The following is a 25,281-nucleotide window of genomic DNA, read 5'->3' on the forward strand; positions in this document are numbered from 1 at the left end:
CGGCCGCCCCGTCCCCATGGGCGGCCGCCTGGATGGCGGCGCTGGCGCAGCGCCGCGCCGCGGGCGATTCCGGCCGCCAAGGCTCCGCCTGGGCGGCCTGGTATGCGCCGCCGTTCGTTTACGGCGGCGGCGGGGACGGCGGCATCGAGCTGCGCGCGATGCCGGGGACCGCGCACGGGCTGTTCGGCGAAGACGCCCGTGCGCGGTTTTACCGGGAGCGGTACCGTGTCGCTCCCGCGTCGGACCGGATGGGGGTCCGTCTTGACGGCCCCCCGCCGGTACGGGAATCCCGTGCGGAACTGCTCTCGCACGGGGTATTGCCCGGCGCCGTCCAGGTGCCCGATGGCGCCGGGCCGATCGTGCTGGCCGCCGGCTGCCAGACGACCGGCGGCTACCCCGTCATCGCGCAAGTCGCCACCGTCGACTTGCCGCTGCTCGCGCAGGCGAAACCGGGCGATTGGGTCCGGTTTCGGCCGATCGCGCTGGCCGAGGCGCAGCGCCTCGACCTGATGCTCGAACGCGCCATGCGCGTCCTGAAGACGGCTATACGCTGCCGTCTGCCGTAACGGGACTGGCGGCGGAACATTGCCGCCTTGTGCATGATAGGCCGGGTTCCGGCAAGCGAACCCGAGAAGGAATCGAAGGAGACGTCTATGACAAGGAACGGATCAGAGCGGGAACGGACGACCGCCGGCCAGCGCCTGGCGGTCGACCTGAATTGCGATTTCGGCGAAGGCTTCGGCCCGTATACGTTCGGCCACGACGACGGGCTGCTGAAACAGGCGACAAGCGTCAATATCGCCTGCGGCTTTCATGCGGGAGATCCGCATACGATGCGCCAGGCCGTAGAGCGCGCCGTTGCGGCCGGCGCAGCGGTCGGGGCGCATCCGGGGCTGCCCGACCGGCTCGGCTTCGGGCGGCGCGAGATGGCGGTCACGCCCGACGAGGTGTACGATTTCGTCGTCTACCAGATCGGCGCGCTGGACGCTTTCGTCCGTGCCGCGGGCGGCACGCTCCATCATGTCAAACCGCACGGAGCGCTGTATCATATGGCGGGCGCCGACGAGGCGATCGCGGAAGCGGTCGTGCGCGCCGCGGCCGTCTTCGGCCGCCATCTGCTCGTCTACGGGCAGTCCGGAACGCTGCTGCCGGTTGTGGCGGAACGCTGCGGCCTGACCGCCGTTTCCGAAGTGTTCGCCGACCGGGCGTACCGGCCGGACGGCCGGCTTGCGGACCGGCGGACGCCCGGCGCGCTGCTGGAGCGACCGGAGCAGATATTGCGCCAGGCGCTCGCGATGGTGCTGGAAGGCCGCGCCTATACGCCGGACGGCGCCGCCGTGCCCGTGCGCGCGCAAACGATCTGCCTGCACGGCGACGGCCGCGACGCGGCTTACGCTGCGCAATATTTGCGGCGCGGCCTGCAGGAGGTGGGGATAGCGGTCGAGCCGCCGCGGCGGAATTTCGCGCCGGGCTGACAGGCTTTTTTCACCTGATCGCCCTTGCGGACAATCGGCCGCCGATTGATGCACGTTCCCTGGTTCGAACGCAAAGAGCGGGGTACGCTAGCCGTCCGTCCGCGGCAGACCGCGCCGTCAGGCCGAAGCCGGTCCGGAAACCGCAGCCCTGTCTTTCGGCGAAGCGGTCAGCGGCGCACTCCGTCTTCGAACAGGATGAGGTTGGGGTTCGACCGGAACGTTCGGGGCTATCGTCCGGACAGACGGGTCTCGTCGACCGGATCGCCATCTCCGGAAGAAGTATAGGCGATCAGCGCGACCGGCACGCCGATCTGCTCGCTCAGCCGGCGTTCCCACTCGCGGATATGCTCCACCGCTTCAGGCTTGTCGTCGAGCCGGGCGATTTTGTACGAAGGATTCGTCATACTTGCGGACTCCTTTCCAAGTTTTGAATTAGGCTTGCTCGTATTAGCGTGCCAGATTGTCCCGGATTATAAACCCCGGCCGACCACAAGGACGCGGACCGGCCTCGAATATAAACCGCAACAACAGCCGGCCCGGTAGACGGGTCCGGCCGTTATTTTTAACAATGGTGGCAGCCGCTGCAAAGGCGTCAAGTCCGACAACGTTCCGGATCGCTGGGGAAGACGAAGCGGCGCTTTTTACAGCCTACGAACGATCCGATCGGCGAAATCTCACGAAATATTCGGAATTGGCGTCTGTTATCGGCCCGGACGGTCTAGTACACTAATAATAAGCTTGGCAAAAGAAAGGATGCCGCATATGGACAATATATGGTTTCGAATTCGGCCGGCATTCCGCCGGTTGGCGTTATGGATCGGGATCGCGATGGCGATCTTGGCACCGCTTGCCTGGCTTCAGACCGGTACAGCAAGCGCGCATGCCGTCTTGGAACGCTCGGTTCCGGAGCCCGGCGAACGGATGGAGGAAGGACCGGCCGCAGTGGAGCTGCACTTTAACGAAGCGGTGGAGAGCGATGTCGGGTCGATCGCCGTACTGGACGACCGCTCGAATCCCGTTACGGAGGCCCGGCCGGAAGCGCCCGGCGACCGCAAATCGCTCCGCTTGCCGCTGCCTGAGCTGAAAGAAGGCCGCTACACCGTATCTTATAAAGTCGTATCGGCGGACGGACATCCGGTAAGCGGTTCCTATGTTTTCGTCGTCGGCAACCCGCCGGCTTCTCCCGACGCGTCCGCTTTCGACCTGCACAAGCAGGTCGGCCATGAAGGCCACGGCGGGTATGGCGCGGAAAAGCAATTGACGGTCGAACAATTCATCATGTACACCATTCGGGTTTTGTACTATGCCGCTCTGCTGCTGGCGGCGGGAATTATGCTGTGGTACGCGCTGTCGAAAGGGCGGCAGCCGGCGCTCGAGCCCTGGCTGGCGAAATGGGGGCTTTACGGCATGCGGGCGCTGCTGACCGGCACGCTCTTGTACGTGTTTATGTCGACGCGCGAGCTGATGGAAGGGCTGCCGCTCGCCGATTGGGGCTCCCTGCTGCTGTCGACGTCGGTCGGGCAGATATGGCTTTCGCTGCTGCTCCTCGCCGCAGTCGGCTTCGCGGTCATGAAGGCCGGCCGCATAGCCGCTCTGCTCTGGACGGCGGCGCTGCTGGCGGTCGAAAGCCTGAACGGTCATGCCGCCGCGATGGAGCCGAAAGCGATGACGGTCGCGGCGGACTTTGTCCATTTGCTCGCGGCCGCCGTGTGGGTGGGCGGGCTGACGCTGCTGCTCGCGTTATGGTTCGGAGACCGCAAGGAAGCCGGACGTTTCGCTCCGGCGTTCAGCAATGCCGCATGGCTGTCCGTCGCGCTGCTGGCGCTCAGCGGCATCGGGCTGACCGTTTATTTTATGCCCGGCTGGGACTACCTGTTTTACACGCCGTGGGGGACGCTGCTGCTGATCAAATCCGCACTTGTCCTGTTGGTGGTGATCGTCGGCGTGCTGCTGCGGCTTAGGGTTCGCAAAGGACATTTTCCAAAGGGCACGCTGCTCAAAATGGACGGCATTCTGATGGCGCTTATTATCGTCATTGCGGCGATCTTCACTTCGATCAGCCCGTTGCCGGAGAACGAGCCCGTCAACTGGCACCAGATGGGCGAGGAGATGCATGTGACGGTCCGTATTTCGCCGAATGTGCCCGGCGACAACAAATTTACGGTGAAGGTTTGGCTGCCCGAAGATGTCGGCACACCGAAATCGGTTGCGCTGCGGCTTCTGTCCGAAGACCGGCCGGAGAGCGGGCCGATCGATATTCCTCTCGAACCGTACGAGGATGACGAATTCGACGCGTTCGACGGTTTCGTGAAAGCGACCTACCGTTCCGAAGGACCGTATTTGCCGTACGCCGGCCGCTGGATCGCGGAGGTTCGCGTTCTGGATCGCGACGATAACGAACGAGTGGAGCGGCACCCGTTCCGGAATTATTGAACGGAAAATGTGCGACGGGGGAGAGAGCGGTGACTTACGCGGCAATCAAACGATTCATTTTGTGGACGCCGACGATTACGATCGGGCTTTGGGAATATTTGCGGCATACGGTGCTGCTGCCATATCTGTCGATGGATCTCGGCAATTTGCTGGCGCCGGTGCTCGTATTTCTCGTTACGGTGACGCTGCTGCGCAAGCTGTTCGCTATGCTGGAGCATACCCAGGAGGAGCTGCAGCGGGAGAAGATGGTCAAGGCGGCGTTTCAGGAACGCGAGCAGCTCGCCCGCGAGCTGCACGACGGCATCGCGCAATCGCTTTTTCTGCTGTCGGTGAAGCTGGACCGGCTGGATCGTGCCGAAAGCCCGGAAGACGTCAGGGAGACGACGTCTCGTATCCGGCGCACCGTGCGCCGCATTCATGACGACGTAAGGCAGTCGATCGCGGCCTTGCGCAACCCGCCGGCCGCCGCGGACCTGCCGTGGATGCAGTCGCTGCGCGCGCTTGCGGGGGAACTGGAGTCGAGCGGCGGCGTTGACGTTACGCTCGATTGGCGTCTGCCGGACGGATCGCTGACTCGCAAGGAGAAGGTCGAGCTGCTTGCGATATTGCGCGAGGCAGTCATGAATATCCGCAAGCATGCGCAGGCGCATCGCGTTACGATTGCCTGCGTTCCCGACACGGAGCCGGCGGACGGCGGCGAACGCTCCGGGATGACAACAGCGGCCGCTGCCGACAGGCCGAAGCGTCGGTCCGCACGGCATCGGACCGGCCGCGCTTCCTTGGCGGGGTTCAGATGCACCGTCCGGGACGACGGCTTGGGCGCCGATCCGCAAGCGCTCGAAGCGAAGGGCAAATACGGCGTGCGCATGATGCGTGACCGCGCGGAAGCGATGGGCTGGTTCGTGGAGATTCGCTCCTGTCACGGCGAGACGGAACAAGGCGAGGGCCTGCCTTCCGGAACTGTCGTGGAAATCGTCAAGAAAGGGGAGGCCGGCAGATGGAAGATGCGGTCGGGCCGATCCGGGTCTTGATCGTCGACGATCATCCGGACGGTCGGGAAGGGATGCGGGACATTGTCGGTTCGGATCCCGCTTTTGCTCTGGTCGGGGAAGCCGCCGGCGGCGAAGAGGCGCTGCTGCTGGCAGAAATGCTCAGGCCGGAGCTCATTTTGATGGACATCCGCATGCCCGGTATGGACGGGCTGGAGACGACGCAGCGCATCAAATCGCGGATACCCGCGGTCAAAATCGTCATGGTTACCGTATCGGACGACATTACCGATCTGTTCGAGGCGATCAAGCGGGGAGCGCAAGGGTATTTACTGAAAAACCTGGAGCCTTCCGCATGGCTGGAATATTTGCGCGCCGTTGCCATGGATGAAGCGCCCATGACGAAGGAGCTCGCGTTTCGGCTGCTGCAGGAATTTACGGCTAGCGGCGGCGGCGATTCCCGCATGGGCGGCAATGCGGAAGAACGGCGGCACGGCGGCACGGAGTCAGCCGGCGAATCGTCTCGCAGCATGCGCGGGAAACTTCGCGGAGGATGGAGCGGGCGGGAAGCCGGGGCCGCGAAAAGCGACAGCGCTTCGCGAGATGACGCCCCCAGCAGCGACTGTGCGGTCATGACGCCCCTGACGGCGCGCGAGATTGAAGTGCTGGAACGGGTGGCCCGAGGCGATTCCAACAAAGCGATCGCCGCCGCTTTCGGCATATCCGAGCATACGGTCAAAAATCATCTTAAAAATATTTTGCAGAAGCTTCATTTGAACAACCGGGTTCAACTGACAAGGTACGCATTCGAGCACGGGATGGTGGATGGCAAATCACGCTGAAAACGCGCGGCCGGCAACGTACACTAAGCTGACGTTCGCAAAATGAACGTTCACGAGCCGTGGTTCACGACTCTAACGTTCAGAATCAAGTCGCTCACAACACTGTTCCTCGCGAACCCTTCGTATACACCGTTGCCGTTCACGATGCTATCGCTCGAAACCCGCTGCTCCACCCCGTTTGCATACAAACGTTGCCGTTCACGATGCTGTCGCTCCAAACCCGCTGCTCCAACCTGTCGCATACAACGTTGCCGTTCACGATGCTGTCGCTCGAAACCCGCTGCTCCACCCCTTCGTATACAACGTTGCCGTTCACGATGCTGTCGCTCCAAACCCGCTGCTCCACCCGTCGCATATAAACGTTGCCGTTCACGATGCTGTCGCTCCAAACCCGCTGCTCCACCCCGTCGCATACAACGTTGCCGTTCACGATGCTGTCGCTCCAAACCCGCTGCTCCACCCGTCGCATATAAACGTTGCCGTTTACGATGCTGTCGCTCCAGGCTCCTTCGCTCGAACCAGTAATTCGAACCCGCCGCTGCAATTCCATCGCTCCGCCCCAGCCTATTCCCTCGATCGTAACGAATCGTAGACACGCTATTTGCTCGAAAATCCGCTTTCATTTGTTCTTACGAATCTGAGACACGTTATTGAGGTCATAATTGAGAATTATTACCAAAATAGCGTGAATAACGTGTTCTAGTTTCGTTACATTTCATTAAAGGCCCCAATCGACCATAATAAGGTTTGTGAGATTCGTTAGCCGAGAGGGGCATCCATCTGATACTGGCACGAGAGGCTATACTGGCACGAGAGGCTATGCTAGAACGACGGTCCGTGCTGGCACGAGAGGCTATGCTGGAACGAGGGGTCATGCTGGAACGACGGTCCGTGCTTGACTAACGTTCTTGCTTGACTAACGGTCCGTGCTTGGTTGACGTCCAATACTTGGTTAACGGTCCATATTTGGCTAACAGGCCGTGCTTGGCTATTCGGCTTTGCGTCAGTCACATTTTCCGGTATTCTATCGACGGGATGCCGGTTATTTTTTTTGAACATCCGGTTCAAGGAGGTCCGCACCAAACCCGCCACTCACAACATTGCCACTCACAACATTGTCACTCATAACATTGTCACTCACAACATTGCCACTCATAACATTGTCACTCACAACATAGTAACTCCGGACTTATCGCTCATAACGTAGTCGTTCCCGAACCCGCCACTCCGAACTCGTCCTTCCAACCCACCGCTCCCACCCATCGCTCACAACGCTATCGTTCACAAAGCTGTCAAGGCGCCATAGCTCTTCCGGGTCATGCTCGGTCGGCGGACGTTCCCTATACTTGATCGGGTAGAACAATATTCGAACAGGGAAGGGAAGATCGATTATGACGAAAAAATGGACCGCATGGATGATCGCCGCGATCGTGTCGCTGGTTTTGGCGAGCGGAGCGAGCGCGCATGTGACGGTTTGGCCGAAAGAAGTGCCGAAAGGATCGTACGAGGTGTTTACAGTCCGGGTGCCAAGCGAGACGAAAGGTACGGAAACGGTCAAGGTCGAACTGCGGATTCCCGACGGTTATCAAGCGGGGCGGATTCAGCCGGTTCCCGGCTGGTCTTATTCGCTGGAGCGGGACGCGAACGACCGGATCACAAGCATCGTGTGGGAAGCGGAAGGCAAAGGGCTGGCCGACACGGAATTTATCGAGTTTAAAATAAACGGCAAAGTAGCCGACGACGCCGTCGAGCTTGTATGGAAAGCGTATCAGACCTATGCGGACGGAAGCGTCGTCGAATGGGTCGGCGCCCCAGATGCCGACAAGCCCGCTTCGGTAACCGCCGTCGTCGACGGGGCTCCGCAAGCCGACGGCCACGGCGCCGCACCGTCAGGGGCCGCAGACGCGGACAAAGATCATGCCGCGGACGAAGCGCAAACGGCGGCCGGCGGCAAGCCGGATACCGCGACATTGGCGCTGTCGATCGCAGCGCTCGTCGTCGCCATTGCGGCATTGATTGCCGCGCTTGCCCGCCGCCGCCGGGTCTGACGCGGCTGTTGCCTGCATTCTGCTCGCAACATTGAATCGAATCGGCGGCGCCCCGATTTCGAGTCTGGACCCCGCTCGCGCGGTGGTTCCCGATCGACTCGGCATATTCGGCGTTTCACAACGCGATGACGAGTCCCGGGTTGTTGCACATCTCCCGTATAATGGATTTCCATTATGCGGGAGTTTTTTTATGCAGGATTTATACTGGAGATTTTTTTGCCCGCATGTTCTAACGAAAGCGGCGCAAACTAACGAAAGGCCGAGCGGAAACGGCCGGATCCGCATGAAAGCGACCGGGATCCGCACGAAAGCGACGGTTCCGCACGACAGCGACCGGATCCTCATGAAGCGACCGGTTACGCATGAAAGAAAAGGTTAAAATTATAGTAAAATAAAGCGTTGACTTTTAGTAAAACTTATAGTAATTTTTTTATTGCAGACCGAAATCGCTTACAGAAAAAGTGAAAAAGCGATTGGCGTGTCCCTACCATGAACGAGAGATGAGAGGAGATTCGCGCAAATGAAAAAGAGTTCAAAGTGGGTCGGTTTACTGCTGATGGTAAGCTTGCTGCTCTCCGCATGCGGCAATTCGGGCGGCTCGTCCGAAGGCGGCAGCGGCGGCGAAGGTGAGGGCAAAAAAACGACGCTGACGGCCTGGGCCTGGAACGTAAACGTCGGCGCAATGGAAGAAGCGATGGCGCTCTACCAGAAACAAAACCCGAACGTGGAATTGAAAATCGAGGATCTCGGCCGTCTGGACGTGTACGACAAGCTGTCCACGGGCCTTGCGGCAGGCGGATCGGGACTTCCGGATTTCGTGCTCGTCGAGGATGACCGCATTCAAGGTTACCTTGATGCGTTTCCGAAGGGCTTCCTCAATCTGAGCGAAAAAGGCTTTGACGCCAAATTGAGCGAGTTCCCGGAATTTAAGCGGGGGATCGTCTCCAAAGACGGCGCGGCCTATGCATTCCCGTTCGATGCGGGTCCTGCCGGCGTATTTTACCGCACCGATCTGTTCGAGCAGGCGGGCGTCGATCCGGCGTCGATCGAAACGTGGGACGATTATATCACGGCCGGCAAGAAGATCAAGGAGAAGACCGGAGCCCAGCTGCTCCCGATCGACAAGTTCAAGGACGACGCGACGTTCCGCATTATGCTGAACACCCTCGGCGTTTACTATTATGACGCGAACGGCAACATCGACCTGACCAATCCGAAAGCGGTTCAGGCGATGACCGTGCAGAAGAAGCTGAACGACGAAGGGCTGATCAAGGACGTCAACGGTTGGGACGGCACCGTATCGGCCACGATCGACGGTTCCATCGCCTCCATTCCGTTCGGCGCATGGTATTACGGCACGATTATCGACCAGGCGAAAGAGCTTGAAGGAAAATGGGGCGTATTCCCGGTACCGGCATTCGAAAAGGGCGGCAACCGGGCGGCGAACCTCGGCGGCAGCAGCTGGATGATCAACGCGGCTTCGGACAACGCGGACGAAGCGTACAAGTTCCTGGAATTTTTCTCGACATCCGTCGACGTTCAGAAAATCGCGATGGAAAAATACGGCCTGTTCCCGTCGTACGCTCCGGTTTACAAAGAGGACCTGTTCCAGAAAGAGGTGCCGTTCTTCAGTAACCAGAAGATTTGGAAGCTGTTCGCGGACGAGATGGAGAAAATCCCGACGCCTTACTATACGAAAGATTACGCCATCGGACTGGATGAAGCCGTCAAAGCGCAGGCCGATGTGTTCAACGGCAAAGACCCGGCCGAAGCGCTCAAAGCGGCGGCGGACCGGCTGTCGGAGCGGACGAAACGCGAAGTAAACAGCTATTAACGATTGAACGTTCGCGGGAGATTCGGGCCTCCATCCGGATCTCTCGCCCTTTTGTTGTCCAAGCAATGATGCGGGAGGTTTCCACGTGAGAACAAAAACGGCAGTGCCTTATCTGTTTCTAACCCCGGCTCTCGTGCTGTTTGCCATTTTTATGGCTTATCCGATCATCTATTCCTTTCTGCTCAGCTTTCAAACGAGCGAAGGAGGGGAGATGGTCTTTGCGGGGATCGACAACTATAAACGATTGCTGAGCGACTCGATTTTCTGGAAGGCGCTCGGCAATACGTTTGTCATCCTGATCGTCCAGGTTCCCATCATGCTGCTGCTTGCGCTTGTTCTGGCGGCGGCGCTCCATTCGCTGACGCGGTGGAGAGGCTTTTTCCGTGTTTCGTTTTTCATTCCGGCGGTAACGTCTCTTGTCGCTTACTCGATCATTTTCTCGATCATGCTGATGAGCGACGGCATTGTCAATCAGCTGCTGGAAACGCTCGGCATCGGCGCGGTGCCGTGGCTGTCGCATCCGGTATGGGCCAAGGTGGCGCTCATTCTGGCCATGACATGGCGCTGGACCGGCTACAACATGGTGATCTACCTTGCCGCTATGCAAAATATTTCCGAATCGCTGTACGAAGCGGCGAGCCTTGACGGCGCCGGCAAAATCAGGCAGTTCTTCACGGTGACGATTCCGCAGCTGAAGCCGGTGCTGCTGTTTACCGCCATTCTGTCCACGATCGGCACGCTGCAGCTGTTCGACGAACCGTATACGCTGACCAAAGGCGGCCCGAGCGACGCGACGCTGACGATCGGCATGTATTTGTATCAGACCGGATTCCGCTATTTCGACTTCGGCTACGCCTCGACGCTGGCTTATGTCATTGTCGTGCTGATCGGCATCCTGTCGTACATTCAGTTTAAAGTAACGGGGGATGAATGATGAAAACGAATCGCGTCGGTTTCGTACTGAAATACGTTTTGCTGATCGTCGGCGTGTTCGTCTCGCTGTTCCCCTTCTATTGGGCCGTCATCGGGGCGACGAACGAGAGCGGCAAAATTTTCGCCAAGCCGCCGGTGCTCGTACCGGGTGATCGGTTTATCACCAATATCGTCAATTTGAACGAAGCGATCGGCATCGGGCGGGTCATGTTCAACTCGGTCTTTATCGTCGTCATCTACACGACCCTTAGCCTGATCGTCTGCACGATGGCGGGGTACGCTTTCGCCAAATTCAAATTCAAAGGGCGGAGCACGCTGTTCAGCATGTTTTTGTTGTCCATGATGGTGCCTTATCATGCGATGCTGATCCCGCTGTTCAAAATGATGGCCGCTTGGGATTGGCTGAACACGTATCAGGCGGTCATTTTGCCGAACCTGGCTTATCCGTTCGCGATTTTCCTGATGCGGCAAAACATGCTGGCCATTCCGGACGCGATCATGGAGGCCGGCCGGATCGACGGCGTCGGCGAATGGCGTTTGTTTACTAAAATTATTATCCCTTCGGTCAAATCGTCTTTGGCGGCGACGGCGATTTTTCTGTTCATGTATCAATGGAACAATTTTCTGTGGCCGCTCATCGTGCTGAATACGAAGGAAATGTACACGCTGCCGGTCGCGCTTTCCAGCCTGTTCGGCCTTTCCCGTATCGATTACGGCCAGGTGATGGCGGGCGTGACGCTCGCGACGGGTCCGATTATCGTATTCTTCCTGATGCTGCAGCGGCAGTTCATATCCGGCATGCTCGGAACGGCCGTGAAGGAGTAACGGTTGCGAATATTTCGTGAGGAGAGAGAGACAGATGAGATTAGGAGTGGACTATTACCCTGAATTTTGGCCGCCTGAATGGATGGACGAAGATTTGGACGGCATCGCCGGCCTCGGCGCAAATATAATACGAATCGGGGAATTCGCCTGGCATCTGATGGAGCCGCGCGAAGGGGAATTCGATTTTTCGTTTTACGACAAGGTGCTGGAAAAAGCGAAAGCCCGCGGCCTCGAGGTGATGTTCGGCACGCCGACGGCGACATTTCCCGCATGGCTGGCCCGAAAACATCCGAACGTGCTGGGGCGCGACGAGGCGGGCGTGGAGCGGGCGTTCGGCGGGCGCCGGCAATACTGCTTCAATTCCGCGGAATACCGCTATTACAGCGCCCGCATTACGCGGGAGCTCGTGAAGCATTACCGCGACGAGCCGGCTGTCGTCGTCTGGCAGGTCGACAACGAATTCGGCCACGAAGGCAGCGACATGTGTTATTGCGACAACTGCCGGAGAGCCTTCCAGTTATTTTTGCAAAAGAAATATAAAGATATCCGCACGCTCAACGAAACGTACGGCACGATTTTCTGGGGCCAGACGTATAACGAGTTTGCCGAAATCCCCGTACCGGCGAAGACGGTGACGACGCACAATCCGTCGCTCAGGCTCGACTGGGCGCGCTTTCGCTCGCATTCGATCAACGACTTCGCCCGCGAGATGACGGAAATCGTGCGCGCGCACAAAGGCGAGCATCAGTCGGTGACGACGAACGTGTCGGGCGGATTTTTCGGCAAATGGTTCGATCACGACGAGCATGTCCGCCCGTTCGATTTTGTCTCGTACGACAATTACCCCGTATGGGGCGGGCTTGCCGAGCCGGTGCCGCCGGAAGCGACCGCGATGGCGCTTGATTTCAACCGCGGGCTGAAGAACCGGCCGTTCTGGATCGTCGAGCAGCTGATGGGCGCCCAAGGTCATGATATTATCGGTTATTTGCCGCGTCCCGATCAGGCGAAAATGTGGTCGATGCAGGCGTTCGCTCACGGCTGCTCGGATCTGTTCTATTTCAGCTGGCGGGCGAAAACGAAAGGCGCGGAGCAATTCTGCTACGGCATCGTCGACCACGACAATGTGCGGGGGCGGAAGTACGAGGAGGTCCGGCGCGTATTCCGGGAAATCCGTCCGTACGAAGCGCTGCTCAAGACCGATATTCCGGCGGAAATCGCCGTGCTGTACGACTACGACAATATTTGGTCGTGGCGGATTCAGCGCCAGAGCGAGGCGTTCGATTACGAGAACGAGCTGCTTCGGCTGTACCGGCCGTTTTACCGGCTCAATGCGCATATCGACGTCATTCCGGCATCCCGCGACTTCTCCCGGTACAAGGTCGTGGTCGTCCCCGTCATGCAGGTCCTCGACGAGGAATTGGGTGCGCGCCTTGACGCCTTCGCCGCCGCAGGCGGAACGGTGCTGTTCTCCTTCCGGGCGGGTCTGAAGGACCGCAGCAACAACGTTCATTTCGGCATGGAACTGCCCGGCTATGTCGCCGCCATGTGCGGAACGAAGGTCGCCGGTTCCGAGGCGCTTCCGGCCGGACGAACGGTGCCGGTCATCGGCTGCGGCGAGCGGGAAGGACGCCGTTCCGAAGCCGCCGTCTGGCGCGATCTGCTGAAGCCGACGACGGCGGAAACGCTGTACCGGTATGACGATCCGTTCTACCCGGACGCCGCGGTTACCCGCAACCGGTATGGCAACGGCACGGTGTACTATATCGGCTGCGGCATGGCGGACGATGTATTGGAAGAACTGGCTGGAATTGTTGTCAAGGAAAAGGAAATCTGGCATATTGAAAGTGACTGCGGCGTCGAAGTGTACGAGCGGACGGACGGCGGCAACCGGTACCGTTTTCTGCTGAATCACACTTCGGAACCGAAGACGTTCGGCGCTATTCGGCTTGCGCCTTTCGAAAGCCGGATTGTGAAGGTTTGAAGGGAGAAGACCGGGCCGGGCGCACACGCAAAAACACCAGGAGGGGACGGAGCATGGCAACGATAAAAGATATTGCGCGCCTCGCGAATGTTTCCATCGCGACCGTGTCCCGGGTGCTCAATTACGATCCGACCATTTCGGTTTCGGACGAGACGCGCAAACGGATATTCGAGGTCGCCCAGGAGATGAACTACAAGACGCTGCGCGAGCGCAGCGGCCAAAGCGGCAAAGAGCGTTACCGGATCGGTCTCCTGAACTGGTATTCGGATCAGGAAGAGATGCTCGACCCGTACTATATGGCGATCCGGCTCGGCGTGGAGAAAGAGTGCGCCCAGCGCCAGATGGAGCTCGTCAAAATGACGGGCCAGGCCGGCGATTCGCGGCCGGACCGGTCCGGCGAATCGTTCGACGGCATCGTGGCGATCGGACGATTCGATTCCGACGACCTGGACATGCTGCCGGCCGGCTGCGATAACGTCGTCTTCGTCGATTCGTCGCCGGACGACCAGCGCTACGATTCGGTCGTGATCGATTTGCCGAAAGCGGTGGGCGAGGTAGTGGACCATCTCGTCCGGTACGGCCACCGGAATATCGGCTACATCGGCGGACGCAATATGGTAAACGGCAAACGGGTACGGGACGAACGGGAGCTCGTCTTCGGGGAGCGGCTCCGGGAGCTCGGACTGTTCCGTCCGGAATTCGTCTACACGGGCGCCAAGCTGTTTTCGGAGGACGGCTACAAGCTGATGAAGGAGGCGCTGGCCGGCGGGGAGATGCCGACCGCGTTTTTCATCGAGAACGACTCGATGGCCGTCGGCGCGCTGCGCGCGCTGCACGAAGCGAAGGTGAGCGTGCCGAAAGACGTGTCCATCGTCGGTTTCAATGATATCGCCATCTCCGAATTTTTGCATCCGCCGCTGACGACGGTCAAGGTGCATATGGAGTTTATGGGCGAGACGGCCGTCGAACTGCTCGCGGAACGGCTTGCGACCAAACGGGATATTGCCAAGAAGGTCGTGCTGCCGACAAGTCTGACCGTTCGCGACAGCACGGCCCGCGTCGAGGAGACGGGCTCCGCCGGCGGCGGGAAGGCCTAAAACCAGGAGGACAGGGATGGCGTTCGATTCGCAAACGATACTACCGGCCGTACGCAAGTGGAAAGATCTGGAGTCGTTGCTGTCCGCTCCATACCGGTACATTGTGCTGCTCGGCGGCCATATCGGGCAATTGAAGAACGCCGTCGATCTGGCATCCGGTGCGGGCAAGCGCATTTTGCTGCATGCCGACTTGATCGACGGGCTGAAAAGCGACGATTACGCGGCCGAATTTTTGTGCCAGCACATTCGCCCGGCCGGTCTGATCTCGACCCGCGCGAATGTGGTGGCGAAGACGAAGCAGAACGGACTGCTGGCGATTCAGCGCATGTTTCTGCTCGATTCGGGCGCGCTGGAGAAAACGTATGCCCTGGCGGAGAAGACGAAGCCCGATTTTATCGAGGTGCTGCCGGGGCTTCTGCCGCATCTGATCCGGGAAGTGAAGGAGCGCACCGGCACGCCGGTCATCGCGGGCGGCCTGATCCGCACGGCCGAGGAGGCGGAAGCGGCCCTCAGAGCCGGAGCGGCGGCGGTTACGACATCGCAGCGGGATTTATGGCGCAGTTGAAACGTTCGATCCGTTAACGGCTTCGGCCGTTAACGGCATAACGACGACGCTTCGGCAAAGGGGAGATACGCGAGATGGAGACGTTTATGTTGGCCGTGGATCAGGGCACGACGAGCACAAGAGCGCTGCTCGTCGACCGGAAGGGCGGCGTGAGGGGAATCGTCAAGAAAGAATTTGCGCAGCATTTTCCGGAACCGGGCTGGGTCGAGCACGACGCAGAAGAAATATGGGAGTCGGCCGTTGCCGTCGTCAGGCAACTGCTGGAGGAGACCGGTGTCACGCCGGGACAGATCGCCGGCATCGGGATCACGAACCAGCGGGAGACGACCGTCGTCTGGGACAAGACGACAGGCAAGCCGATTCATCGCGCCATCGTCTGGCAATCCCGGCAAACGGCCGGCATCTGCGAGGAGCTGAAGGCGGCCGGCCATGAGCGGACGTTCCGCGAGAAGACAGGGCTGCTCATCGATCCGTACTTTTCCGGAACGAAGATCCGCTGGCTGCTCGATCGGGTGGAAGGAGCGCAGGAGCGTGCGGAGCGCGGGGAGCTGCTGTTCGGCACGATCGACTCGTGGCTGATCTGGAACATGACGGGCGGACGGCTTCATATAACGGACGTCAGCAACGCGTCGCGGACGCTGCTGTTCAACATTCATGAGCGCCGGTGGGACGACGAGCTGCTCGCCCTGCTGCGGATTCCGCGCGCCATGCTTCCGGATGTCCGCCCGTCTTCGGAAGTATACGGAACGACGGAAGAAGGGCTGTTCGGCGGCCCGATCCCGATTGCCGGCGTAGCCGGCGACCAGCAGGCGGCGCTGTTCGGCCACGCTTGCTTCGAGAAAGGCGAGATCAAAAACACGTACGGCACCGGCTGCTTTATGCTGATGAATACCGGCGACCGGGCCATTCCGTCGAAGCACGGCTTGCTGACGACGATCGCCTGGGAAATCGGCGGCAAGCTGGAATATGCGCTCGAGGGAAGCGTATTCGTCGCCGGATCGGCGATCCAGTGGCTGCGCGACGGACTGCGGCTGATCGAATCGGCGGGTGAAACCGGGGCTCTGGCCGGGCAGGTGGCGTCTTCCGAAGGCGTCTACGTCGTGCCGGCATTCGTCGGGCTCGGCACTCCGCATTGGGACAGCGATGCCAGAGGCGCCGTGTTCGGGCTGACGCGCGGCACGACGAAAGCCCATTTCGTACGGGCGACGCTGGAATCGCTGGCGTACCAGACGAAAGACGTGATCGAGGCGATGGAGCAGGACTCCGGCTTGAAGGTGAAGGCGTTGTCCGTCGACGGCGGGGCCGCCGCCAACGACTTTCTGATGCAATTCCAGAGCGACATGCTCGGGGTGCCGGTGGAGCGGCCGGCAGCCAGCGAGGCGACGGCGATCGGCGCGGTATATTTGGCGGGCTTGGCCGTCGGATATTGGAGCGGCAAAGACGAAATCGCGGCCATGCAGTGCATCGACACGACGTTCCGGCCGGCGATCGATGCAAAGCGGCGGGCGGAGCTGTACGGCGGCTGGCAGCGCGCGGTACGGGCGACACGGGCTTTTACGGCGAAAGAATAGCGCCGGAGGCGCCTTTCGCATAAAGTCGATTGCCGACGCGGAAATTTTTTCGCGCATGGTGCAAATTTTTGAATCGTATGCTATAATCGATATCAAGTTAATAACGGTTGGAGACTTGGAGAAACCACGGCAACCTGCATGAAGGGCGTATTTGCGCTTTCCCGGCAGGTGGTTCGGGGTTTCTCTTTTTTTGGAGGAGTGGGATGATGAACAGCAAGGAACAACGATTCGGAGCGAAAGACCGCGCTGCGCTGCTGGAAGGCATGCAGCGCGGCGAGCTGGATGTGTTGGTCGTCGGAGGCGGCATTACCGGAGCGGGCATTGCGCTCGATGCCGCGTCGCGCGGCTTGCGGACAGCCGTCGTGGACATGCAGGACTTTGCGGCGGGCACGTCGAGCCGCTCGACGAAGCTTGTGCATGGCGGTCTGCGCTATCTGAAGCAGCTTGAGATCGGGGTCGTCGCCGAGGTCGGCAAGGAGCGCGCGATCGTATACGAGAACGGGCCGCATGTGACGACGCCGGAATGGATGCTGCTGCCAATCTACAAAGGCGGAACGTTCGGCCGCTTCTCGACGTCGCTCGGACTGCGGGTGTACGATTTTCTGGCCGGGGTCAAGCGCAGCGAACGCCGGAAGATGCTGTCCGCCGAAGAGACGCTGAAGCGCGCCCCGCTGCTGAAGCGGGACGGCATCAAAGGCGGCGGTTATTATGTCGAATACCGTACCGACGATGCGCGGCTGACGATCGAAGTCATGAAGAAGGCGGCGGAGTACGGGGCTTATGCCGTCAATTACGCCAAGGTCGAATCGTTCCGGTACGACGCGAACGGCAAGCTGACCGGCGCCCGTATCGTCGACCTGCTCTCCGGCGAGGGATATGAAGTGCGGGCGGCTGTCATTGTGAACGCGACGGGGCCGTGGGTCGACAGATTGCGCGAAATCGACGGCTCCAAGCAGGGCAAGACGCTGCGGCTGACGAAAGGCATCCATCTCGTCTTCGATCAGAGCCGCTTCCCGCTTCACCAGGCGATTTATTTCGATACGCCCGACGGCCGGATGGTGTTCGCCATACCGCGGGACGGCAAAACGTATGTCGGCACGACCGATACCGACTATACAGGGGACACCGCCAATCCGCGCATGACGGCGGAAGATCTGGCCTATGTGCTGAACGCCGCCAATTTCATGTTTCCGTCGCTCAAGCTGACGGAGCGGGACGTCGAATCCAGCTGGGCGGGCCTCCGTCCGCTCATTCAGCAGGAGGGCAAGGACCCGTCGGAAATTTCCCGCCGTGACGAAATTTTCGTGTCGCCTTCCGGCCTTGTTTCGATCGCCGGAGGCAAGCTGACCGGATACCGGAAGATGGCCGAGAACGTCGTGAACAGCGTTCTCGAACGGCTCGTCCGGGAAGGCCGGGCGACGCAAACGCCGTGCAAGACGAAGCAGATTCCGATTTCCGGCGGCGATGTCGGGGGATCCGACCGGTATCCGCAGTTTGTCAAGGAGGCGGCGGCAAAAGGCGTGCGGAGCGGATTCGCCGAGGACGAGGCGCAGCTGATCGCTTCCCGTTACGGCTCCAATGCGGAGCGCATATTCGCGCTCGAGCCGGAAGCGCGCAAGCTGGCCGACCGGCACGGAATGCCGCTCGGGCTGGCGGCACGGCTCCTGTACGCGATCGAGTCGGAAATGACGGTGAAGCCGGAAGATTTCTTCATTCGCCGGACAGGCCAGCTGTTTTTCGATATCGCTTCCGTCCGGCAATGGAAGAAGCCGGTCATCGACGCGATGGCCGAGCTGCTCGGCTGGACGGACGAGCGGAAGCGGGAGTATGCGGAATCGCTCGATCAGAAGCTGCACGCCGCGGTCGAGCCGGCGTAAGCGGAAGGCGCGGCCCCGATTCCATTTGCATCGTCCGGACTTTGACGCTATAATGATGACATCTGCAGCTTCATATAATACGATGCGATGATGGAGACAAGTAAGCCGCGCCGCACACAGGGAGGAGACGCCGGAGATTGAGAGCGTCTCTGTGAGAACGGCACAGCCGAAATTCACTCCGGAGCAGACTTTTGAACCGCCGCCGCGTTGCGGCCAAGTAGAAAGTTCCGGGCGCCGGTCCGTTATTCGGCTGGAGGGATTGCCGGTTCGCGGTTTCGCGCGGACAGCGGCCGCAAGCACGGGTGATGCGGCTGTGGCTGCGGATGCGGGCAATCTGAATAAGGGTGGTACCACGGTCCTTTCGTCCCTTGCGGGGAGGAAGGGCCTTTTTACTTTTTCCGGGAGGCGAAAGCGATGAAGGAACGATTGGAGGCGCTGCGCGCCGAAGCGCTGCGGGATCTGGAGCAGGCAGCGGATCAGCAGCAGCTGAACGATTTGCGTGTCAAATATTTGGGCAAAAAAGGAGCGCTGACCGAAATTCTTCGCGGCATGGGCGCTTTGAGCGCCGAAGAGCGGCCGATCGTCGGCCAAGTCGCGAACGAGGTCCGGGAAGCGATAGAGGCCGTCATTCAGGAGAAGCAGGAAGCGTTCGCGCGTTTGGAGACGGAAAGCCGTCTGCGGGCCGAAACGATCGATGTGACGCTGCCGGGAAACGCGTCTGCGGCCGGTTCGATTCACCCGCTGAACAGAATTGTGCAGGAGATCGAAGATATTTTTATCGGCATGGGCTATACGGTTGCCGAAGGGCCTGAAGTGGAGACCGATTACTACAATTTTGAAGCGCTGAATTTGCCGAAAAACCATCCGGCCCGCGATATGCAGGATTCGTTCTATATTACGGAGGAGCTGCTGATGCGAACGCAAACCTCCCCGGTGCAGGTGCGGACGATGAAAGCGATGAACGGCCGAACGCCGGTCAAAGTAATCTGCCCCGGCAAAGTGTACCGGCGGGACGACGACGACGCGACCCATTCGTTCCAGTTCAACCAGATCGAAGGTCTCGTCATCGACAAGCATATCCGGATCAGCGATCTGAAGGGGACCCTGCTGCAGTTCAGCCGCCAAATGTTCGGCAGCCAGGCGCAAATCCGGCTTCGCCCGAGCTTCTTCCCGTTCACCGAACCGAGCATGGAGGTCGATGTCACGTGCGTGCAATGCGGCGGCAGCGGCTGCCGGATGTGCAAGCATACGGGGTGGCTTGAAATTCTCGGCTGCGGCATGGTGCATCCGCGCGTTCTGGAGATGGGCGGCTACGATCCGGAGGAAGTAACCGGCTTTGCCTTCGGCATGGGCGTGGAACGGATTGCGCTGCTGAAATACGGCATCGACGATATCCGCCATTTCTATACGAACGATCTCCGGTTTTTGAACCAGTTCGGTCGGTTGTAGATGTTATAGAATCGAAAGGAAGGTGCGGACAAGAACAATGAAAGTATCCTGCCATTGGCTGAAAGAATATATCGATTTGGAAGGGATTAAGGCCGAGGAACTGGCCGAAATGCTGACGCGCGGCGGCATTGAGGTTGACGGAATCGAAAATCGGAATCAGGGCGTCGACGGCGTCGTCGTCGGATATGTCATAAGCCGCGAGAAGCATCCGGACGCCGACAAGCTGAGCGTATGCGTCGTGGACGCCGGCACCGGTGAACGGCTGCAAATTGTGTGCGGCGCGAAAAATGTGGACGCCGGACAGAAAGTGCCGGTCGCGCTGGTCGGAGCCGTGCTACCGGGCGGCCTCAAGATCAAGCGGGCCAAGCTGCGCGGCGTGGAGTCGCAAGGGATGATCTGCTCGGCCAGGGAGCTCGGCCTGAACGACAAGCTGCTGCCGAAGGAACAGCAGGAAGGCATTCTCGTGTTGCCGGAATCGGCGCCTGTCGGCAAGCCGATCGTAGAGCTGCTGGCGCTGAACGACAACGTGCTGGAGCTCGATCTGACACCGAACCGTTCGGACTGCCTCAGCATGCTCGGCGTCGCCTACGAGGTCGGCGCGTTGACGGGACGGCCGGTGAAGCTGCCGGATAATGCGGTCCACCATGCCGCCGAGCGGGCGGACCGGCATATTCAGGTCCGGATCGAAGCGAAGGAGCAGTGCTCGCATTATGCGGCGCGCTATATCAAAGGGGTGGCGATCGGCCCGTCGCCGCTCTGGCTGCAGTCGCGCCTGATGGCGGCAGGCATCCGGCCGATCAACAACGTCGTCGATGTGACGAACTACGTGATGCTGGAATACGGACAACCGCTGCATGCCTTCGACGCCGACAAGCTGGAAGGCGGGCGCATCGAGGTGCGTCTGGCTCGGGAAGGGGAAGAGCTGACGACGCTTGACGGGCAGAAGCGCAAGCTCGAACCGCATATGCTCGTCATCGCCGATGCGGCGAAGCCGGTCGCGCTGGCCGGCATTATGGGCGGCGCAGACAGCGAAGTGACCGGCAATACAGTCAACCTGCTGCTGGAGTCGGCCCGCTTCGACGGCGGTGCGGTCCGCCGCACGTCCCGGCAGCTCGGCCTCCGCTCCGAATCGAGCCTCCGCTTCGAGAAAGAGGTCGATCCCGAACGCGTGCTGCCCGCGCTCGACCGGGCCGCTTCGCTGATCGCCGAGCTGGCTCAGGGTCTTGTCGCCGAAGGCGTCGTCCAGGACAAGACAGCGCCTGGCGAGGCGCGTGAAATTATCGTTACGCTGGATAAAATCAACCGTTATCTCGGCACCGGGCTGTCGAAGATGGAAGTGCAGACGATATTCGGGCGGCTGCAGTTCGAAAGCGAGGTGGGCGATGACGGAGTGTTCCGCGTGACGCCTCCTTCCCGGCGCGGAGACATCGTGCGCGATGTGGATCTGATCGAGGAAGTGGCCCGGCTTTACGGCTACGATAATATTCCGACAACGGCGATCGAAGGCCGGACGACGCCGGGCGGGTTGACGAAACCGCAGGCGATCCGCCGCGGGCTGCGCCGGCTGCTGGCCGACGCCGGTCTGCACGAGGCTGTCAGCTATTCGTTTACGAGCCCCGCGGGCGCGGCGCTGTTCCCGCAATTGACGGACGCAAGCCGGCCGATCCGGCTGGCGATGCCGATGAGCGAGGAGCGCAGCGTGCTGCGCACGTCGCTGCTGCCCCAATTGCTCGACATTGCGGTTTACAACCGGAACCGCAAAACGAACGATCTGGCGTTGTTCGAAATCGGCAGCGTCTTCCATACGCAAGAGGAGGAATTGACCCGCCAGCCGAAAGAGAAGCACCGGCTCGCCGTACTGCTGACCGGCAACCGCCGGCAAGCGGGATGGAACCGGACGGCGGAGCCTTTCGATTTCTACGATGCGAAGGGCGTGCTGGAATCGGTCTTCGCTTCGGTCGGCCTTGCGGAAGACGTCGAATACGAGGCGGCTGCGCCGGAGCATTTCCATCCCGGACGCACGGCCGCAATCCGGCTGCGGACGGAAAGGGGCGCCGAGCCGATCGGATACGTCGGGCAGCTTCATCCGTCGCTGCAGAGCGAATACGGCCTTGCCGATACGTACGTGCTGGAGATCGATCTGGAGCCGGTATATGAACGGGCCGATTTCAACATCCGATACCGCCAGCTTCCGCGTTACCCGGCAAGCGAACGGGATCTGGCCGTCGTCGTCGACCGCGGCGTGGAGACGGCCCGGCTGACGGCCGCCGTGCGCGAAGCGGGGGGCGATTTGCTGGAGTCGGTGCGGCTGTTCGACGTCTATACCGGCGAGAAGCTCGGCGAAGGCAAGAAGAGCGTCGCGCTGGCGCTCGTATACCGTCATCCCGAACGTACGCTGACCGATGAGGAAGTGGCGGAGCGCCATGCCGCCGTTGTTAAAAAATTGGAACAATCTTTTAGCGCCGAATTGCGCAAATAGGCAGGAAAGGGTTCAAGCCACATCGAATTAGTTCCGGTAAGGAACTGCGATGTGGCTTTTTACACAGCTTAGAGACGCGAACAGTGGATAATGGGAGGATACCGCCTTGAAGGATACCGATCGGATACGTGTAACGGTTGATATATACGGAAACCAATATAAGCTGACGGGGCATTCCAGCGCCGATTATATTCGGCGGATCGCCGCTTTGGTCGATGAAAACATGCATAAGCTGGCCAAAGGCTATCCCCGGCTCGACCTGCCGCGTCTCGCCGTGCTGGCGGCGGTGCATATGGCGGAGGACGTATCCCGCCTGCAGGAGGAAAACGAACGTCTGCGCGAAGAAGAGGCGAAGCGGAAGCGGCTGTCGGAGGAGCTGGAGCAGGCGAAGCTGGCGATCGCGACGCTGCGCGAGGAATTGACCGGACAGCAGATGAAGGCGCAGGAGGAGACGGCGCGTCTGCGCAAGGAAGCGCGGGAAACGGAAGAGCGGCTGAAAGCAGAATCGGCCCGTGCGCTCGAGGAAGCGCGGCGGAAGTACGAGACCGAGCTGGCAAGGCGAAACGCCGAGCACAAGGAGACGCTGGCGAAGCGGCATGCCGAACACGAAGCGGCGCTGGCGAGACTGGCCGCCGATCGCGAAGCGGCGCTCGAGCGGCAGAAGGCGGAGATGGAGAAGACGCTCGAGCGGCTCAAGGCGTCGCATGAAGAACAGCTGAAAGCGGAGCGGGATGTGGCCGCAAGCGCGCTCGAAGAGCAGAAAGCGGGCTACGAGCGGCGGCTGGCCGAGCTTTCGGCATCGCTTCAGGAGCAGCTCGATCAGGCGCTGCTCGGACGAATGGAAGCCGAGGAGCAGCTGGAGGCGGAACGGACGGCTTGGGCCGGTCAGCTCGAAGAGGAGCGAAGCCGCCGGCTCGAAGAATTGGAAGCGGCCAGGCGGGAAGCCGACGAAGCGGCGGCGGCGCGGCAAGCCGAGTTCGAGCGGCAGCTTGCGGCGCAGGCGGACGCCCTTCAGCGGAAGGCAGACGAGGAGAGACGGCTCCGGTCGGAGGCTGAAGCGGCGCTTCGGAAGGAGCGCGACAATTTCCGCAGCGAGCTGGAGTCGGTAAAGGACAAGGCGCGAAAAGAGGCGGCTGCCGAACGGATTCGGTTGAAGGAGCGGTTCGAAGCGGATACCGCCGCGCTGCGGGAGGCGCTGCGGAAAGCGGAAGAGGAGCGGGCGGCGGCGATTACCGCCGGCAAGAAAGAACGGGAAGCGGCTGTCCGGGAGCTCGAGGCCGAATGGCAGGCCAAATGGGACGAGCGCGAACGCGCATGGCAGGCCGAACAGGAGGCGGCGGAGCAGCGCCGGCGGGAGGAAGAGGCCGCGCGCGAGCAGCTGTGGAAGTCCGACAAGGCGCAGCTCGAACAATCGTACCGTGCAGAGCTTGAACGCCGCAAAAAGCTGCTTCACGAAGAACGGGAACGGCTGCAAGGCGAATTGCAGGCGGTCCGTTCCGAGTGGGAAAAGGAGAAAGCGGAGTGGACCGAGCGGCTGCATGCGACGGAAGAAGCGCTTATGCAGACGATGGAGCAGGAAGAGACGCTGCGTTCGACAGCCTCCAATCTGGAGGACGAGCTGAGGGAACGCGACAACCGGCTGAATCGGGCCGAAGAGGAGCTGCAGCGAATGCGCTCGGAGAAAGACCGGCTGGCCGAGCTGCTTGACGCCCGCGAACGTGAGCTTGAGAACGGCCGCGCGGAAGCGGAAGCGGCCAGACGGCAAGCGTCGGAGCAGCGGCAACGGCTTAACGATCAGGCTCGTCAGCTGGAAGCGATGCAGCGGCAGCTTGAACAGGCAGCTGCCAAGGAAAAGGAACTGGCCGGGTTGCTGGAGGCGGAGAAGAAGCGCGCCGCCGAGGCGGTGCGGGAATCCGAGGAATATGCCGAGCTGCACCGGGAGCTTGCGATTCAGGAGAAGAGCGCGCGCAGCGAGCTGAAGCGTTATATAGAGGAAGCGGCGGCGGCGTCGGCGCAGACCGAACGTCTCGCGGAGCGGGCTCGTCAGCTCGAAGCCGAGCGGGACGAAGCCGAAAAGCGCGCCGAGGCGATCCGGCAATCGCTGCAGAAGCTCCATGAAGAGCATGAAAAACTGGAGCAGGAATACGCCAAGCTGCAAACGGAATACAACGAATGGATCGAACTGATCGAAAAGAGTTAGCGGGAACATCATATCCGCTTCGCCAAATAATCGGCCCCCGAACGGAAAACTTCCGTGTTCGGGGGCCGGAGTTTGATTTTTATTCGACGACCAGCTTCGCTTTCATTTTCGCATGGCCGACACCGCAAGGAACGTTGCAGGACAGCTCGTAATCGCCGGCATTATCGAGCGTATAGGTTTTCGATTCGCCGTTGCCGAGCTTGATGTCGGTATTCGCCACCTCAATGCCATGCACGCCTTCCGTCGATTCGAGCTTAAGCGTAAAAGGCTGGCCTTTCGGAACGCGGTACTCGGACTGATCGAACTGCCAGTTGGACGCTTTGATCACGATTTCTTGACCGGTTGCCGCTCCGCCCGTATCGCCGCCTTCTCCGGCCGGCGTTTCTTCTTTTGTTGAACCGCCGCAAGCTGCAAGCGCGAAAGAAAGAACGACGATCAGAGCAAGCAGCCCGTACGTTTTTTTCATCCGTCTCGAACCCCTTTCCACAAACCTATTGTTCGGGGAACTATACCCGATGTCTTCCTATTGTATCCTGAAATCCAAAATTATGCGGTGACAAACCGTTGAACGGCGCATGAACAATTGTTGAACATCAGGTGACAAAAACTGCAAAATAAAACTGCAAAACAAAACCTCCGCCGTTATCCGCAATCGGCCCGGCAGAGGCTTTATGTTTGCGCGT

20 protein-coding genes are annotated in these 25,281 nt (G+C 60.3%); 17 read left to right on the plus strand and 3 right to left on the minus strand.

The window, feature by feature from the left end:
• A partial coding sequence (locus ABEV74_RS18030; RefSeq protein ID WP_488168586.1) for a 5-oxoprolinase subunit C family protein occupies nucleotides 1-566 on the plus strand: 566 nt, incomplete at its 5' end.
• An 87-nt stretch (nucleotides 567-653) separates the two neighbouring features.
• Nucleotides 654-1,475: a LamB/YcsF family protein gene (locus ABEV74_RS18035; RefSeq protein WP_430148127.1), complete on the plus strand. Its 822-nt coding sequence runs from the start codon at nucleotides 654-656 to the stop codon at nucleotides 1,473-1,475.
• Nucleotides 1,476-1,702: 227 nt separating this feature from the next.
• Here the strand turns inward: ABEV74_RS18035 and ABEV74_RS18040 are convergent, their stop codons facing one another.
• On the minus strand, nucleotides 1,703-1,879 hold the full coding sequence (locus tag ABEV74_RS18040; protein WP_213530686.1) for a hypothetical protein: 177 nt from the start codon (nucleotides 1,877-1,879) through the stop codon (nucleotides 1,703-1,705).
• Between the two features lie 358 nt (nucleotides 1,880-2,237).
• Between ABEV74_RS18040 and ABEV74_RS18045 the strand changes: the two genes are divergently transcribed.
• From ABEV74_RS18045 to ABEV74_RS18055, 3 genes are read left to right on the plus strand one after another with little or no spacing between them, the layout of a single operon-like run.
• The gene (locus tag ABEV74_RS18045) at nucleotides 2,238-3,908 is read left to right on the plus strand and encodes a copper resistance CopC/CopD family protein (RefSeq protein ID WP_430148130.1); all 1,671 of its coding nucleotides are present in this window, start codon (nucleotides 2,238-2,240) and stop codon (nucleotides 3,906-3,908) included.
• A 29-nt stretch (nucleotides 3,909-3,937) separates the two neighbouring features.
• Nucleotides 3,938-4,939, plus strand: a complete 1,002-nt coding sequence (locus tag ABEV74_RS18050) for a sensor histidine kinase (protein WP_430148132.1) — start codon at nucleotides 3,938-3,940, stop codon at nucleotides 4,937-4,939.
• Nucleotides 4,906-5,739, plus strand: coding sequence for a response regulator (locus ABEV74_RS18055; protein ID WP_430148135.1), 834 nt, complete (start codon nucleotides 4,906-4,908; stop codon nucleotides 5,737-5,739). Before ABEV74_RS18050 ends, ABEV74_RS18055 begins: the two co-directional genes overlap by 34 nt.
• Nucleotides 5,740-5,878: 139 nt before the next feature.
• Here ABEV74_RS18055 and ABEV74_RS18060 read toward each other — a convergent pair whose 3' ends face one another.
• On the minus strand, nucleotides 5,879-6,289 hold the full coding sequence (locus ABEV74_RS18060) for a hypothetical protein (RefSeq protein ID WP_430148138.1): 411 nt from the start codon (nucleotides 6,287-6,289) through the stop codon (nucleotides 5,879-5,881).
• Between the two features lie 841 nt (nucleotides 6,290-7,130).
• Here ABEV74_RS18060 and ABEV74_RS18065 point away from each other — a divergent pair.
• The 12 genes from ABEV74_RS18065 to ABEV74_RS18120 all read left to right on the plus strand — a co-directional run bounded on the left by ABEV74_RS18065 (nucleotide 7,131) and on the right by ABEV74_RS18120 (nucleotide 24,598).
• Nucleotides 7,131-7,787 (plus strand): YcnI family copper-binding membrane protein, encoded by a 657-nt coding sequence (locus tag ABEV74_RS18065; RefSeq protein WP_430148140.1) that lies wholly within the window; start codon nucleotides 7,131-7,133, stop codon nucleotides 7,785-7,787.
• Between the two features lie 520 nt (nucleotides 7,788-8,307).
• Nucleotides 8,308-9,621 carry an ABC transporter substrate-binding protein gene (locus ABEV74_RS18070; RefSeq protein WP_430148143.1) on the plus strand — a complete coding sequence of 438 codons (1,314 nt, stop codon included), beginning with the start codon at nucleotides 8,308-8,310 and terminating at the stop codon, nucleotides 9,619-9,621.
• An 85-nt stretch (nucleotides 9,622-9,706) separates the two neighbouring features.
• Nucleotides 9,707-10,555 (plus strand): carbohydrate ABC transporter permease, encoded by an 849-nt coding sequence (locus tag ABEV74_RS18075; RefSeq protein ID WP_062494881.1) that lies wholly within the window; start codon nucleotides 9,707-9,709, stop codon nucleotides 10,553-10,555.
• Nucleotides 10,552-11,379: a carbohydrate ABC transporter permease gene (locus ABEV74_RS18080; RefSeq protein ID WP_082655341.1), complete on the plus strand. Its 828-nt coding sequence runs from the start codon at nucleotides 10,552-10,554 to the stop codon at nucleotides 11,377-11,379. Before ABEV74_RS18075 ends, ABEV74_RS18080 begins: the two co-directional genes overlap by 4 nt.
• Nucleotides 11,380-11,413: 34 nt before the next feature.
• A complete protein-coding gene (locus tag ABEV74_RS18085; RefSeq protein ID WP_430148147.1) occupies nucleotides 11,414-13,360 on the plus strand; it encodes a beta-galactosidase in 1,947 nt (648 codons plus the stop codon).
• A 53-nt stretch (nucleotides 13,361-13,413) separates the two neighbouring features.
• Nucleotides 13,414-14,457: a LacI family DNA-binding transcriptional regulator gene (locus tag ABEV74_RS18090; RefSeq protein ID WP_430148150.1), complete on the plus strand. Its 1,044-nt coding sequence runs from the start codon at nucleotides 13,414-13,416 to the stop codon at nucleotides 14,455-14,457.
• Nucleotides 14,458-14,473: 16 nt separating this feature from the next.
• Complete coding sequence (locus ABEV74_RS18095; protein WP_062494873.1) at nucleotides 14,474-15,022, plus strand: glycerol-3-phosphate responsive antiterminator; 549 nt, start codon at nucleotides 14,474-14,476, stop codon at nucleotides 15,020-15,022.
• A 74-nt stretch (nucleotides 15,023-15,096) separates the two neighbouring features.
• On the plus strand, nucleotides 15,097-16,593 hold the full coding sequence (glpK, locus tag ABEV74_RS18100; RefSeq protein WP_430148152.1) for a glycerol kinase GlpK: 1,497 nt from the start codon (nucleotides 15,097-15,099) through the stop codon (nucleotides 16,591-16,593).
• Between the two features lie 203 nt (nucleotides 16,594-16,796).
• Complete coding sequence (locus ABEV74_RS18105; protein ID WP_430148155.1) at nucleotides 16,797-18,470, plus strand: glycerol-3-phosphate dehydrogenase/oxidase; 1,674 nt, start codon at nucleotides 16,797-16,799, stop codon at nucleotides 18,468-18,470.
• 414 nt (nucleotides 18,471-18,884) lie between these two features.
• Nucleotides 18,885-19,919 carry a phenylalanine--tRNA ligase subunit alpha gene (gene pheS, locus ABEV74_RS18110; protein ID WP_430148158.1) on the plus strand — a complete coding sequence of 345 codons (1,035 nt, stop codon included), beginning with the start codon at nucleotides 18,885-18,887 and terminating at the stop codon, nucleotides 19,917-19,919.
• 37 nt (nucleotides 19,920-19,956) lie between these two features.
• Nucleotides 19,957-22,398 (plus strand): phenylalanine--tRNA ligase subunit beta, encoded by a 2,442-nt coding sequence (gene pheT, locus ABEV74_RS18115; protein ID WP_430148160.1) that lies wholly within the window; start codon nucleotides 19,957-19,959, stop codon nucleotides 22,396-22,398.
• Between the two features lie 106 nt (nucleotides 22,399-22,504).
• The gene (locus tag ABEV74_RS18120; RefSeq protein ID WP_430148162.1) at nucleotides 22,505-24,598 is read left to right on the plus strand and encodes a hypothetical protein; all 2,094 of its coding nucleotides are present in this window, start codon (nucleotides 22,505-22,507) and stop codon (nucleotides 24,596-24,598) included.
• A gap of 79 nt (nucleotides 24,599-24,677) precedes the next feature.
• Here the strand turns inward: ABEV74_RS18120 and ABEV74_RS18125 are convergent, their stop codons facing one another.
• The gene (locus ABEV74_RS18125; protein WP_062494864.1) at nucleotides 24,678-25,064 is read right to left on the minus strand and encodes a cupredoxin domain-containing protein; all 387 of its coding nucleotides are present in this window, start codon (nucleotides 25,062-25,064) and stop codon (nucleotides 24,678-24,680) included.
• Nucleotides 25,065-25,281 lie beyond the last annotated feature (217 nt).

It is taken from the genome of Paenibacillus cisolokensis (genome assembly GCF_050481165.1).
In the GTDB taxonomy this organism is placed as follows: domain Bacteria; phylum Bacillota; class Bacilli; order Paenibacillales; family Paenibacillaceae; genus Paenibacillus_AH; species Paenibacillus_AH cisolokensis.

Bases quoted from the DNA above. Each gene is read 5' to 3' on its own strand.
- ABEV74_RS18105 (WP_430148155.1), top strand. From the start codon at position 16,797: ATGATGAACAGCAAGGAACAACGATTCGGAGCGAAAGACCGCGCTGCG.
- pheT (WP_430148160.1), top strand. From the start codon at position 19,957: ATGAAAGTATCCTGCCATTGGCTGAAAGAATATATCGATTTGGAAGGG.
- ABEV74_RS18055 (WP_430148135.1), top strand. From the start codon at position 4,906: ATGGAAGATGCGGTCGGGCCGATCCGGGTCTTGATCGTCGACGATCAT.
- glpK (WP_430148152.1), top strand. From the start codon at position 15,097: ATGGAGACGTTTATGTTGGCCGTGGATCAGGGCACGACGAGCACAAGA.
- ABEV74_RS18085 (WP_430148147.1), top strand. From the start codon at position 11,414: ATGAGATTAGGAGTGGACTATTACCCTGAATTTTGGCCGCCTGAATGG.
- ABEV74_RS18090 (WP_430148150.1), top strand. From the start codon at position 13,414: ATGGCAACGATAAAAGATATTGCGCGCCTCGCGAATGTTTCCATCGCG.
- ABEV74_RS18125 (WP_062494864.1), bottom strand. From the start codon at position 25,064: ATGAAAAAAACGTACGGGCTGCTTGCTCTGATCGTCGTTCTTTCTTTC.
- ABEV74_RS18095 (WP_062494873.1), top strand. From the start codon at position 14,474: ATGGCGTTCGATTCGCAAACGATACTACCGGCCGTACGCAAGTGGAAA.
- ABEV74_RS18045 (WP_430148130.1), top strand. From the start codon at position 2,238: ATGGACAATATATGGTTTCGAATTCGGCCGGCATTCCGCCGGTTGGCG.
- pheS (WP_430148158.1), top strand. From the start codon at position 18,885: ATGAAGGAACGATTGGAGGCGCTGCGCGCCGAAGCGCTGCGGGATCTG.
- ABEV74_RS18080 (WP_082655341.1), top strand. From the start codon at position 10,552: ATGATGAAAACGAATCGCGTCGGTTTCGTACTGAAATACGTTTTGCTG.
- ABEV74_RS18035 (WP_430148127.1), top strand. From the start codon at position 654: ATGACAAGGAACGGATCAGAGCGGGAACGGACGACCGCCGGCCAGCGC.
- ABEV74_RS18040 (WP_213530686.1), bottom strand. From the start codon at position 1,879: ATGACGAATCCTTCGTACAAAATCGCCCGGCTCGACGACAAGCCTGAA.
- ABEV74_RS18070 (WP_430148143.1), top strand. From the start codon at position 8,308: ATGAAAAAGAGTTCAAAGTGGGTCGGTTTACTGCTGATGGTAAGCTTG.
- ABEV74_RS18060 (WP_430148138.1), bottom strand. From the start codon at position 6,289: ATGGAATTGCAGCGGCGGGTTCGAATTACTGGTTCGAGCGAAGGAGCC.
- ABEV74_RS18065 (WP_430148140.1), top strand. From the start codon at position 7,131: ATGACGAAAAAATGGACCGCATGGATGATCGCCGCGATCGTGTCGCTG.